This window comes from Clostridium sp. (assembly GCF_030532265.1).
Taxonomy (GTDB): Bacteria; Bacillota; Clostridia; order Clostridiales; family Clostridiaceae; genus Clostridium.
Map to the genome: position 1 here is coordinate 1 of NZ_JAUNLM010000058.1, position 12,195 is coordinate 12,195.

The window sequence follows — 12,195 nt, forward strand, 5'->3', positions numbered from 1 at the left end:
ATTTAATACTTAACAATCTATAACTTATCATTAATGTATGAACCATAATAATAAACTCCTTTATTTATAATTTCACGCTATTATATGAAGTTATAAATAAAATGTAAAAAAATACGCAGTTTTATAATAAGAAAAATATAGATAAATCCGCAAGAATTCAAAGAGTTAACTACAGCTTTAGCTAAAAAATAAGAAAAGTATAGATACTTGTTTAACAAAAAAAAAACATCAAAACCAGTGCACCTAATCACCTAAAAAATACAGAGATCCTCCTCACTTCCTAAAATAAAAAGAACAGGTACTAAGTACCCTATAATACAAGGGCTGAAAAAATGGGGGTAGATTTTTAAAGTCTTAGCTATTATAATTTATTTGAATATAACTATAAAAAGAATGAGCTTATATTAGCCCACTCTTTTTTAAATATGATATATGTCTTTCAAATGTTGAGGTACTGCTAATACCTAACATTTGCATTATTTCTTTATTTTTAAAGCCTTCTAATCGAAGGTTTTTTATTTTTTCTCTAATTATCTTCAAACTTTCTTTTTTAGTTAACTTTCCTCTAGATTTTAATTTTTCTTGGTAAGCTTTTTTATTTCTAATTCGTTTTCTTCTTTTATACTCATCATTAGAAATAATTGTTTTCATATGAATTTGTTCTTCTTCTGTAATTTCTAATAGATTTATAAGAGTATCATTCTTATATTTGTATTTTTTATTTTTATCTAAATAACATGTTTCTGCACTCTTAGTAGCTCTTATAACTTCTCTTTCATTTAATGGTTGTAGAAAATTGTTATTAAGCCCTAAAACATCTTCTAAAGCCTTCTGAGTATCTACTATAAAGCTACATTGATAATACCTATATAAAAATAATATAAGCTCTCTATGACCTTTTAAATCATATTTTCTAAGTTCACATAATTTTATTATGTCTTGTATTCTTGAATAATAAAGACTTCTTTCTCTAAAAATATAATTTATTTTTTTAGGTCTACCTATTCTCTTTTCAGATGGTCTTAACTCAGGTAAAAATTCTTTTTGAATTTCTCTTAAATCATAAATATAATCATATTCATCTATTATATCTACAACGGTTTTTGATTTAGAATTTATACTTCCTGGTACTCTTAATATTCTTGTTGCATCAAGAGCTTGTCTATCTGCACCAAAACATTTTAAGTGTTTATATAAATATTCTTCAACTGCCTTCCATAAAGGTAATGCTTTACTTGGAACTGAATTTATAAGCCATATTAAGTACATTCCACGCCCACTATCTATTACATAATTTGGTATAGGAATTATTCTATTAAAATAATTATCTTCAAGATTCATTAATATTTGATCTTTTGTAAATTTTAATTTATAACAATCCAAATCTATAAATAAAGCATTAATCTCTTTAATATATTCTAATCTTCTATATGTACTATAGAATGTATTTGGTGTTATATAAATGTTTTCTCCACTTAAATCTAAATCTTTTAATTCAGCATATTTATAATGCCATTGCTTATAGCCGCCTTGATCTATAACACTTCTAGTAATCCATCCTTTACTTTTGCTATGTAGCTTATCTATATAGCTTAATTTATTAAATTTTAATGCTTGATTCACATATTCACCTCCTTTTTTGTAAAAACTAAGAAAATTATATCATATTTACTTATTTCTTTTAATTAATTTCTTTATTTCAACTTAATGTATGTAAACATTCAATATCTATTTTTATAAATATTGATAATTTATCTTATAAATGTTATAATTTAATTAGCTCAACGAGAGTTTCAGAAACTTAACGTAATGAATTTTTAATATGTATTTTGGCTAAAGCAGTCTCAATTTTGGGACTGCTTTTTTGTCGTCCAATTTTATGTTAACGAAAATATAAAGATATTTACTTCATTTTAGGGAAATATTTTTTTTAAGCGTATACATGAACCCGTACATATACCTAATAAAAAAAAAAGACACATTATAATTATCTTTTTTTACTTATATTTATTTATATAATCTAATATAGCATAGCTAAATACCTCTATAACTTTCTTATCATTATGCTGTGCTAAATATTCATCTAGTTGTTTCTTAACTTCTGTATAAAGTCTTATACTCTTTGTAGATGTTTCTCTAGTATTATTTATTATATGTTTATTTCTTTTAGATCTTCTAATATCATTTCTATTTGATTCTAAATTCAATAATCTTTTTTCAAAGTCATCTAACTTCTTTAAAACAACTTCTATATCTATATCTTTTGTGTTTTTTATCATATTGTTTTTAGTATTTTCATTTATATTTATTTTAGTATCTTTTAAATCTTTATTGTTTTTAATTTTCGTATCTATTTTTGTATTTTTATTTGTGTTCACTTTATCCTTTGGAATATATTTTTTTAAATTTGCATCATACCCGTATCCACCACGCTTTAGCTTCGTTTTAACACTACTACTATTCCATCCCATATCTTTGCTAAATTTATTTACACTAATTCCATTTGTTAAAGCTTCATTAATCATGTTTAATAACTCATTAATTTTGACTTCACTTATTTCTCTCATTTCATTCAACCCCAACTAAAATTATTTATAAGTATTGTATCATATATTGTATTGTGTTTGCATTACATAATAAAACAACTCAAAATGCTCTGTATTTAATTTTAATACTTTTTAATGTATTTATATTGCTATTATTAAAATTTCTTCTTATATGGCCTAAATTTAAGTTAAAATTTATCTTTTATTTAAAGGCAAAATAAAAGCAGAAGAAAAATCTTCTGCTAAATTAAAACTTCTATAAACCATTTTTTATACTCTTTATTTTAAACTTATAGGATCTATTAGTTTTATTTAATTATATCTATTACAAATTAATTGTTTTATCACATTTATTAGATAATTCTTTATCATGAGTCACAAGAATTATTGTTTTTCCCTTTTCATTTAAATCTTTTAAAATATTAAAAACAATATCTCTATTTTTTTTATCTAAATTTCCTGTTGGTTCATCTGCAAATATTATTTCACATTTTTTTAGCATTATTCTTGCTAAAGATATTCTTTGTTGTTCTCCTCCACTTAGTTCATATATTTTCTTTTTATTATAATTTTCAAGTTCAACTAACTTTAATACATGGTTTATTAATTCAATTTTATTTTTATTTTTATCTTTATTATATTTGAGTGCTATTTTTAAGTTTTTTTCTACCGTTTCATTTTCAATTAAAGCATAATTTTGAAATAAATATCCAAAGCTGTTTCTTTGAAGCATAAGGGATTCTTTATTATTAGGATTTGTAATATTATTAATTATAACATTACCTTCTGTAGGTTTTTCTAATAATCCCATTATATTTATTAATGTTGTTTTTCCACTTCCACTTTCACCTATAATAGATATAAAATCACCTTTATTAATACTTAAATTAAAGTTTTCAAAAATATTTTTGTCTTTATAGCTTTTTGATATATTTTGAAGCTGTATCATTTTTAATGCTCTCCTTTTAATATTATATTAAACATTTTTTTTGTTAGCATTCTTTCAAAAACAATAGAAAGAATAAATTCAATTAAAATTATTAGAAAACCTACTATTAAAATATTAATTCCAATTCCAAATAATAATTTAGTCAAAATTATAGCTAGTAAATTAACTAGTAGAACTTTAAAAATAATTGGCATAATTCTTAAAGTTCTACTATATCCAAATATTTTTTTAATATATATTTTATGTTTATTTTTTTCATAATAAGCAGATATTATATTATAAGTAACTAATATATTAGATAAAAATAATACAATAATAGATATAACACATCCTCTTTTTTGATTTTGTAATCTATCAATTTTTTCTGCATTAGAATCATATAATGATATTGCTTTATCAAAAGATTGTTCTAGTTCTTCACTTTTTATAAATGGATATATATCTGAAAACACATCATTCTTTTCTGACTTAATATATACATTTCCTGTCATATAAGAAAGATAGTATGAACTATCAATGTTTCCTGTATCTATCATAACTATTGGATCTCTTATTAAATTATTATTATCTTCCTCTATATAAGAATCATAAGTAAAATAATCTTGATTATTTTTTACATAAATTATATTAATATTTAAATCATGTTCAGCAGTAGTATTTTTATTTTTATTTTTATTTAATATTTCATTATTAATATTTTCAACTTCTACTTTTTCAAAATAAAAATGTTTTCTATAATTAGATACTATTTCCTTTTCATATTTTTTTAATTTTTCCGGAACTAATAAATTTAATGTATTTTCATCATATACAATTTGATTTTCTATACTTAATTCACTTGATATAATAGGATTAAATTTTAAATAATTTTTATTTATCTTAATACTTCTTCCAGTTGGATCAATTTCTGGACTAATATCTTTATTTTCTAAATCAAAAATGTATGAATCATTAATCTTTCTATAATTAGAAGGCTCTATTAAAATTGCATCTTTTTCATTTGACAACTTATCATATAATTTTTTCATTTTAAGGCTTGTATTATAGTGAATTTTTTCATCATTTTCTCCATTATATTTAACTGGTAAAAAATATAAATTTTCTGCTTTTTCCCATTGTGATAAATTGTTTAATTTAATGTTTATATCTTTTGTCTGATTTATAACTAAATTAACATAAAACAATAAAAAGATGATAAAAATAAGTTTTAAAATTAAATTGGAAATATTAACAATGTTATAATTTTTTGCTCCTTTAATTTTAGCAGAAAAATTTTTACTTATAATATTTGTACTTACTGATATTAATAAGATAAAATTATAAAGTAAACCAATAACTATATAAATATAAACAAAATATAAAGATAATATTTTTATACAATTAAAACCATTAATATATAAATAATAAATAAAAATTATAAAATATGCTGTAAGTGAAGCTTTAACAATATATTTACTAAAAGTCTTACTAATATGAATATATATATCCATAACACTATATCCATTTATTCTTAGTACAGCTATTTCCTTTGATCTTTCAATTGAATAATGTATTATTGTAACTAAAATAAACACAAATGTTAAAGCTAAATTTATAATCAAATATAGTGTTGAACGAATATTAATTCTATTTGAATCATTAAATCTTAATATACTTGTATTAGCAACATTTAAATTCAAATCATGTACTATTGAATTTACAGTATTAGAATCTATAGTTGATAAGTAATAAATTCCTTCATTTGAAAATTCACTTTTATTAGTAATGCTTTTAATATCTATATTTAGATTTGAATTTACTCTATCAAATTTGCCTGTTTGATTAATATCTTTTTTATTAATATTACTTATAAATTCTTTAGAATTTTCTTTAGGAAATGAACCTCTATTTAGTTTTATCTTTCCACCAAAAGTTGGATCAGTTGTATATATTTTCATGTTTTGTTCGTCTATTTTTGTATATTTTGAAATATTAATATTATATTTTTTTGATAATTCAATCATATAGGTATCAAAATTATCAGCTTTATTTTTACTATCGTTAAAATTTAAAACTATTTCAGTGGTTTCTCTATAAAAAGTATTATTTATATTATTGTATTCAAAAATATTTATTCCTAATAAAGATAATATAACTAGTTGAATCGTTAATAATATGTATATTATTTTTCTCAATCTAATTCTCCCCTTATATAAAAACAATATAGAATTAAAATAATTCTATATTGTTCGCAATTTAATTATATACACTATCTAAAGTTGTAATATGCTTTATTTCCACCCCAAAAAGCTTTGTATGCACTTGCTTTGCTAAATGTATCTTTAGGTTTCCAACCACCATCTCTATAGTGACCATCACCATTAACAACAGATCCTCTACCTTCTTTTTTATAATTTTTGTATTCAGATATTACTAAATCATCTCTAGTTCCACGTATCCAATACCCATGATTATCAGTACCTTTATCCATATCACCAGAAGTTACAGCTTTTTGATATGGATTAATAATTTCTTCACCGCCATTTTTTGTATTCATATTTGAAGCATTAGCAAGTATTGGCGCACCTATTGCTAATATTATAGATGCAGCGGATAATAAACTTATTATATTTTTTTTCATATAACCACCCCTTACACCAATATTTTACAATATTATTTCAAAATTGTAAATAATATGTAAATAAATAATTAATTTTTCCTTATTTATGTATCTAAATCACAAATTCCTTTATTCTTATAAAACTTAGTTCAATGTTTTTTTACTCAAAAATTCACCATTCATCCCTACCACATTCCATGATAATTATATTACGATCTATTGCTGTTCAAGTTGATCTTAAAGAAAAATTTAAACTCTTACTAACTCAAAGTATAATGTACTGTATATTTAGTTATTCGGCTCATCTGAATCCTATCTGTTACGTGTTAATCATATACTAGCTTTCCTCTTGTTTATAGGTTGCATATCATAAGAAGATTACTCTTCTATTAGCTTTAATCGTTGTTATAAAAACCAACTTTAGCTTGAAATTTGTTTTTTAAAAGCTAAAGGAAGAAAGATTATTAAACCCCTCTTCCTAAATTTAATCTATTATTTTCTTTTTTTATTTTCTCTTATTATAGTACTCTTGCTAATACCTAATAATTCTGCTAGTTCTGTTTTGCTCTTATCCCCTCGTTTTACTGTAAGCATACTTAATGCATTATCTAATTGCTTATCTGTATATTTCTTAGGTCTCCCTTCTTTGAATCCCTCTTTAGTCTTTGCAATAGCTTTTCCTTCTTGAGTTCTCTCTACAATCATATCCCTTTCAAATTCTGCAAATGAAAGAAATATATTTCTTATTAATTTGCTTGCTGGAGTATTATCCATTATCCCTATATTTAATATATTCACTTTTATGCCTTTATTGATTAACTGATTAACTAATTCACTACCTTGAGTAATACTTCTAGCTAATCTATCCAGTTTAGTAACTATTAATATATCTCCTGCTTTTAATTCAGCTAACAATCTGTTAAATTCCGGTCTATCTGTTTTGGTTCCAGTAAAACTATCTGAATAAATCTTTACTGCTCCATTACTTTTTAAAATTTCAATTTGACTCTCTAAACTATTTCCTTCTTTAGCTTGTCCCTTTGTACTAACTCTAGCATATCCATAAATCATATTTTTTACCTCTTTTTCCACCTGCGTTTTGACACTTATTTTTGACACCGTTGTATGTTGCTATTTTACGTCATTAATTTTCCGGTATCAATACTTAAGAGTTATGATATTTTAAAGGTATATATTTATTTCAATATCTATTTTAATTTTAAAACATTATCATAATTAAATTTAATTCTTAGATTATTTTTACTTGTTATGTTCCTCATGGTATCAATTATCAAAAGTTAATTTTGCAACTGGAATAACATATGCAATGGTTGGAAGTGGGCTTTACAACACGTTATTCTTAATAACTAATAAATTTAAAAATAATACTGCTAAAGGTGTTAATTCAGTTATAAAATATAAAGCATATACTAAGCATTATTATAACTTTTGAGTAACTACAAAAAGTATGAAACCTAGATAATATCTCCTACTAATAAGGTTGCTTTACTCCGTAAACCAACCTTTCGGTCATGTGAGAAAAGTAAGTCACTTCGTTCTCTTACTTTTTCACAAGCCCGGTAAGGCCAATGTTTTCAAGGGTTTGCACTGGTAGTACACTTTAATGTTAATTAGGAACCTATAAAAACCATTTATTAAAAAAGTGTACCAAAAGATAACCACATAAAAAGGCTAAAAAGAAATAACTACTCACGTACCACCGCCAGTCCAAATAGATAGAATATGTACTAAAATACCCATATAATACAAGGGCTGAAAATTTTACACCTAATTTAAAATTAAAATTTTAATTTGACTATTAAATTAGATGCTATTGTTCCTGGTGAATATGAAATATTTATATAACTTAATACTGATCACAGGTATTGTGCTTGATAATGTGATTCTCACTGAACATATATATGTGTAATAAGAGATATTGTTTTTATAATAGTTTTAACATTAAAATGTTCAAATTTAACTGGGATTCCTGAATATAATCCTAAATTACTTCGCTTTTTTAAATATTTCCTAAAAAAATATATACCAATAACATACTATTATTGGTATATAGGTATTATCTTATATCTTTATTCTTAGGTTTATCAGAAAAAGGAAATAAAATTCCCACTAACACTATTACTATTCCAATAAACATAATAGATATAGTTTTCGTTATTTCAAATACTTCAGATCTTACTCCAGTATAAAAAATATCAAAAATATTATTGGATAAAATTATTAAAATTGCTCCCAATAATATAAGTAACACTCTTATTTTTAAAACTTTCATATATCACCTCAAAATAATTGAAATTTTAATCTAAATTAATAATCTAATACTAATTTAGATTAATTAAATTTAAAAGTAATCTATGAGACCACTTTAAAATTCTCTTCACTAATATGTTTAATTCCCAATGCCCTTATACATAAAAATATAAGGTTTAAATTCTTCTTTCTTTAGTTGTTTATAATAGCTTGTTTACTTATGTTTAATTACTTAGACGCTTACTCTACTTTATATAATATAATAATTAACCCCCTTTAAACTATTCTATAAATTAAGTTCCATACTACTAATATAAATCCTCTTTTATCTCACTCCCTATCACCTTAAAGATAATAATAAAACTATATTAATGGTATAGTGTACAACTTTGCACTTTTTCCTCTAAATCTATTCATATCAATTGTTTATGGGTGATTTTTTGCATTTTTTACTATGTAAAAAACATACACTCTTAAAATTAATAATTAAAAAAGATAGTTTTTTCAAACTACCTTTTGTTTTAAAATATATTTATAAATTTTTGTTTATCATAATCATTTTCAAATATCTCTATTGGTATAATAGGTGTATTAATATAATTATAGCCTTTTTTTCTTAATATATATATTCTATTATTATTTTCTACTACATCTTTTATTGAATCAAAATTTATAATATTTTTTTTATTTATATTATTTTTATAAATAATATTATCATCAATAACCTCTATAACTTTTTCTTCAAATAGCTCCTTTGGAGCATGTTTTAGCTTTAATTTAAATTTAATCAATATAATTTTATCTAAAGAATATAAATATAAACCTATAATAAAACAGCCTATATTATATATTATAAAAGTTAAAATAATATCTGGATCATTGATTATTTTATATTTAAAAGCTAAAAATAAACCATAAATTATAGCCAATATTGGTATGATTAAGAATTTATTCCTTGTTTTTTTATCTAATTCTAAAATATATTTCATAAACTCAATATAATCTAATTCAGTGTTTTTATAAACTATTCTCAAATTCTCACTCCCATATTTTTTTATAATTTACATTCCTAATTTACTCCATTCTATTATTTATAAATTCACTTTCTGATATATCTTTCATAGCTAAATACAATATATATTCACTAAGACTTTTATACCCTCTAACCTCAGATAAATACTTTAATTTTGCTTTATATTCACTATTCATTCTTATTTGTACTCTATCATTCTTTTTCTTCTCAATCCCCATTTTTTCTTCACCATTTTCTTTATTTTTGTACTCCATTAATACCAAATGTACTTCAAGGAGTACATTTTATAACTTCAATAAATAATTCATTATTCCTCTATTTATATATAATTAAAAATCCACTAGTTTAAAATAGTGGATTTTGATAGAAATTAATTATTATAACTCAATACTTTTATCCTATAATCTTATTAGATGGTTTATAAGTAGATTTAATCTCATTATAAATTTCATTTATTTTTTCGTTATATTTTTTATAATAATCGTAATTACTATATAGAACTGCTGACTGTATTACATCTTTTTTAAAATCTACATTTTCTCTAACTTTTGATTTATCTTCAATTATTTTAGTTTGTTTTGATTTATTATTTATTTCATTTGAACAAGAAACTATACTAATATTTATAATAAATATTAAAATAAACATAAAAAATTTTTTAGCTTTAACATAGTATTCCCCATATTAAATACAAATAAAATTTCTATAAAAATTCTTTATGTAAATTTTATAAAAAATAAATTTAATTTCTAAAAAAGGAAAGATAAAGTTTAAAATATTTTTATTATATTTACTTAATATAAATAATTATCAGTCATTTTCTTAATATCTTTAAATTTCTCTATTACAATATCTAATTGTTTAAAGTATATTTAATAATCTTTTCTATTTCAAAAAGAAAATTTTCTTTAAGCTCTGTTTTTATAAATAAATCATCTCCAAAAGCAACATTACGATTTTCAATTTGCTTTATTCTTCTATTTAAGCATCTATTATATATCATTTCTTTTATATTATTATTTAAATGTTTATCTAATATAGATTCCTCTTGAATTGTAATGATATCATCATTTTTTATATTATATATAATATAACCTTGATAAAAATAATTTATATCTAATATAGATTCGTCTATAGCTTCTGCAATTGCATAAAAATACTCTTTAAAACATTCTTTAAAATAAATACCTCTAATACTTTTACAATTAAATTTTTTCAAACACTTATCTTGAATACCTAAAATTTCTTCATACTCATCTGCTGTTGCTTCTCTATGACTTCTGTCCCTATCTTCTACTATGATAGTCTTTCTAAACATTAATTTATTTATTCTATTTAACCTGTTTAGTGAAGCTTCTATCAATGAACTTAATTCATATTTTAATAATCCAGTAAAATACTTAGCTATTTCAGCATCAATATCTTTCTCTTTTATAATTTTAAAATTTAAATTATTTCCTTGTAACTCCCAAAAGATATCATTAACTAATCCTAAATTTTCTATTATTTTTTTATTAGTTAATATTAAATTATCTTTTTTTATTTCAGATAAAAATTTTAAAATTTTTTTATCTAATGCAAATGAAAATTTTCCAGAATATCTTAAATTTTTAAGTAATGATTCCTCCTTATTTAAAAGCCTTTTTATAATAAAAAATTTTTTATTACCTACTCTTTTTTCCTCAAATTCAGCTATTGAATCTAATTTTTTTAAAAGTGCTCTTTTTATATTAGGCATTAACTTACAATTTTTATAATAACTATTCTTCTGCTTATCCGTTCCCAATAGCTCAACTAAATCTTTTGTGTATAAAATATCGTTCTTTTGTATCATCTGCTCCTCCTCTGTATAAGGTTGCTTTACTACGTAAACCAACCTTTCGGTCATGTGAGAAAAGTAAGTCACTTCGTTCTCTTACTTTTTCACAAGCCCGGTAAATATGTAGAAATAAGTACAGCAATGTAAACAACAAAATTAATAATATAATATATTAATAAAATAAAGATAAAAAAATCTAATGTATACATTGCAGAAAAACTACTAAAAATAGTAGTTCATAAAAATTATACGTAAAGAAACACTAAAACGTAAAACTCCGTACATAAAAAGAACAGGTACAAAGTACCCTATAATACAAGCGGAAAAAAAATGAGCCCTTTTTTTTTTAGTAAATATACTATATAATAAATTTAAATTTTACTAAAAAAAAGGGCTCATTTTATTAGCCCATTATTTTTCATATATGTGATATGTCTTTTGAGTGTTGACTCTGCCAAGTCAAGCTCTTTACAAATATCTTTATTCTTAAAGCCTTTATTTCTAAGGCTTTTTATTTTTTCCCTTATTTCTTCAAGTTGCTGCTTTTTGGTTAATTTCCCTTTAAGCTTTAAATTTTTTCTATAATTTCTTTTATTTCTTTCATTATCTCTTTTCTTATATTCTTCCTTAGAAATTATTGTTATCATATCAATTTGCTCTTTTTCTGTAATTTCTAATAAATCTATAAGAGTATCATTCCTATATCTGTATTCTTTATTTTTACTTAAATAGCACGTTTCTGCACTCTTAGTAGCTCTTATAACTTCTCTTTCATTTAACGGTTGTCTGAAAGTACTATTAAGACTTAAAACGTCTTCTAAAGCCTTTTGAGGATCTTCTGTAAAGCTACATTGATAATACCTATATAAAAATAATATGAGCTCTCTATGACCTTTTAAATCATATTCTCTGAGTTCGCATAGTTTTATTATGTCTTGTATTCTTGAATAATAAAGACTTCTTTCTCTAAAAATATAA

General features: G+C 22.5%; 12 protein-coding genes and 1 pseudogene. 1 reads left to right on the plus strand and 12 read right to left on the minus strand.

Features of this window, described 5'->3' with window-relative positions; genetic code table 11:
* Positions 1 to 399: 399 nt before the first annotated feature.
* From Q4E08_RS10265 to Q4E08_RS10290, 6 genes are all read right to left on the minus strand, one after another.
* On the minus strand, positions 400 to 1,623 hold the full coding sequence (locus Q4E08_RS10265; protein WP_303130724.1) for a DNA-binding response regulator: 1,224 nt from the start codon (positions 1,621 to 1,623) through the stop codon (positions 400 to 402).
* 374 nt (positions 1,624 to 1,997) lie between these two features.
* Positions 1,998 to 2,567: a hypothetical protein gene (locus Q4E08_RS10270; RefSeq protein ID WP_303130725.1), complete on the minus strand. Its 570-nt coding sequence runs from the start codon at positions 2,565 to 2,567 to the stop codon at positions 1,998 to 2,000.
* Positions 2,568 to 2,871: 304 nt separating this feature from the next.
* A complete protein-coding gene (locus Q4E08_RS10275) occupies positions 2,872 to 3,495 on the minus strand; it encodes a putative bacteriocin export ABC transporter (RefSeq protein ID WP_303130727.1) in 624 nt (207 codons plus the stop codon).
* Positions 3,496 to 3,497: 2 nt separating this feature from the next.
* A complete protein-coding gene (locus Q4E08_RS10280; protein ID WP_303130729.1) occupies positions 3,498 to 5,669 on the minus strand; it encodes a DUF1430 domain-containing protein in 2,172 nt (723 codons plus the stop codon).
* Positions 5,670 to 5,743: 74 nt separating this feature from the next.
* Positions 5,744 to 6,115: a hypothetical protein gene (locus tag Q4E08_RS10285; RefSeq protein WP_303130730.1), complete on the minus strand. Its 372-nt coding sequence runs from the start codon at positions 6,113 to 6,115 to the stop codon at positions 5,744 to 5,746.
* 471 nt (positions 6,116 to 6,586) lie between these two features.
* Positions 6,587 to 7,165, minus strand: coding sequence for a recombinase family protein (locus Q4E08_RS10290; RefSeq protein ID WP_303130731.1), 579 nt, complete (start codon positions 7,163 to 7,165; stop codon positions 6,587 to 6,589).
* A gap of 193 nt (positions 7,166 to 7,358) precedes the next feature.
* On the opposite strand from Q4E08_RS10290, the gene Q4E08_RS10295 reads away from it, so the two are divergent.
* Entirely contained in the window at positions 7,359 to 7,547 is a 189-nt protein-coding gene (locus Q4E08_RS10295) for a hypothetical protein (protein ID WP_303130732.1), read from the plus strand.
* A gap of 624 nt (positions 7,548 to 8,171) precedes the next feature.
* Here Q4E08_RS10295 and Q4E08_RS10300 read toward each other — a convergent pair.
* The 6 genes and pseudogenes from Q4E08_RS10300 to Q4E08_RS10325 form a co-directional block, all read right to left on the minus strand.
* Positions 8,172 to 8,387 carry a hypothetical protein gene (locus Q4E08_RS10300; RefSeq protein ID WP_303130734.1) on the minus strand — a complete coding sequence of 72 codons (216 nt, stop codon included), beginning with the start codon at positions 8,385 to 8,387 and terminating at the stop codon, positions 8,172 to 8,174.
* Positions 8,388 to 8,886: 499 nt separating this feature from the next.
* Positions 8,887 to 9,399, minus strand: coding sequence for a hypothetical protein (locus Q4E08_RS10305; protein WP_303130735.1), 513 nt, complete (start codon positions 9,397 to 9,399; stop codon positions 8,887 to 8,889).
* Between the two features lie 40 nt (positions 9,400 to 9,439).
* Positions 9,440 to 9,652, minus strand: coding sequence for a hypothetical protein (locus tag Q4E08_RS10310; RefSeq protein ID WP_303130736.1), 213 nt, complete (start codon positions 9,650 to 9,652; stop codon positions 9,440 to 9,442).
* Between the two features lie 139 nt (positions 9,653 to 9,791).
* Positions 9,792 to 10,046, minus strand: a complete 255-nt coding sequence (locus tag Q4E08_RS10315; protein WP_303130737.1) for a hypothetical protein — start codon at positions 10,044 to 10,046, stop codon at positions 9,792 to 9,794.
* Positions 10,047 to 10,251: 205 nt separating this feature from the next.
* A complete protein-coding gene (locus tag Q4E08_RS10320; protein ID WP_303130738.1) occupies positions 10,252 to 11,232 on the minus strand; it encodes a hypothetical protein in 981 nt (326 codons plus the stop codon).
* 380 nt (positions 11,233 to 11,612) lie between these two features.
* Positions 11,613 to 12,195 (minus strand): annotated as a pseudogene (locus tag Q4E08_RS10325) (DNA-binding response regulator); the annotation flags it as partial.